This window comes from Paraburkholderia ginsengiterrae (assembly GCF_001645125.1).
GTDB classification, from domain to species: Bacteria; Pseudomonadota; Gammaproteobacteria; order Burkholderiales; family Burkholderiaceae; genus Paraburkholderia; species Paraburkholderia ginsengiterrae.
Genome location: NZ_LXKA01000129.1, coordinates 1 through 506 on the forward strand (window position 1 = coordinate 1; position 506 = coordinate 506).

Genomic DNA, 506 nt, shown 5'->3' on the forward strand with positions numbered 1-506 from the left:
TAGGGAGCGGGACAGACGGGGAGTGAGAAATAGGGAGAGGAGGAGGAGGGTGGTGGTGAGGGCGATAGAGGCGTGGGCGACGGTGCGGGGGAGAGTGGGCGTCGGGAGGTGGAAGAGGAGCGGGAGGGTGGGCATGGTGGGTATGGTGGCGAGTGTGGGGGAGGGCAGGGCGAGGAGGGTGTGAGGGGCATGGATGAGGGGGGGGCGCAGCGGGAGGGGGGCGGGGAGCGGGGGTGGGGGGTGGGGCGGTGCTGGAGGAGCTGATGGGGCGAGGGGGGCGGGTGGGGTGTGGCGCGGAGCCGGTGCGGCGGGGGGTCGGCGCACCGATGCAAAGGGAGCCGCTGCGGCGCGGAGTGGTGGCGACGCAGCTGACCAGCGCGCTGGTGAACCGGGTCGGCTGCGAGTTCGGGGACCGGCGCATGGGAGAGACCGACGCGCGTCCGGGCGACATTGGGCGGGCCTGCGTGATGGCGCGCGACGTGTTCGATCTCGACGAAGTGTGGAGC

2 protein-coding genes are annotated in these 506 nt (G+C 72.9%); both read left to right on the forward strand.

The annotated features are described in order from the left end of the window. Positions 1-184: hypothetical protein (locus tag A6V37_RS41745; RefSeq protein ID WP_208607860.1), on the forward strand; the 184-nt coding region annotated here is incomplete at its 5' end. A 118-nt stretch (positions 185-302) separates the two neighbouring features. After that, positions 303-506, forward strand: a 204-nt coding sequence (locus A6V37_RS11025) for a hypothetical protein (RefSeq protein WP_425262275.1), incomplete at its 3' end; no start/stop codon positions are given.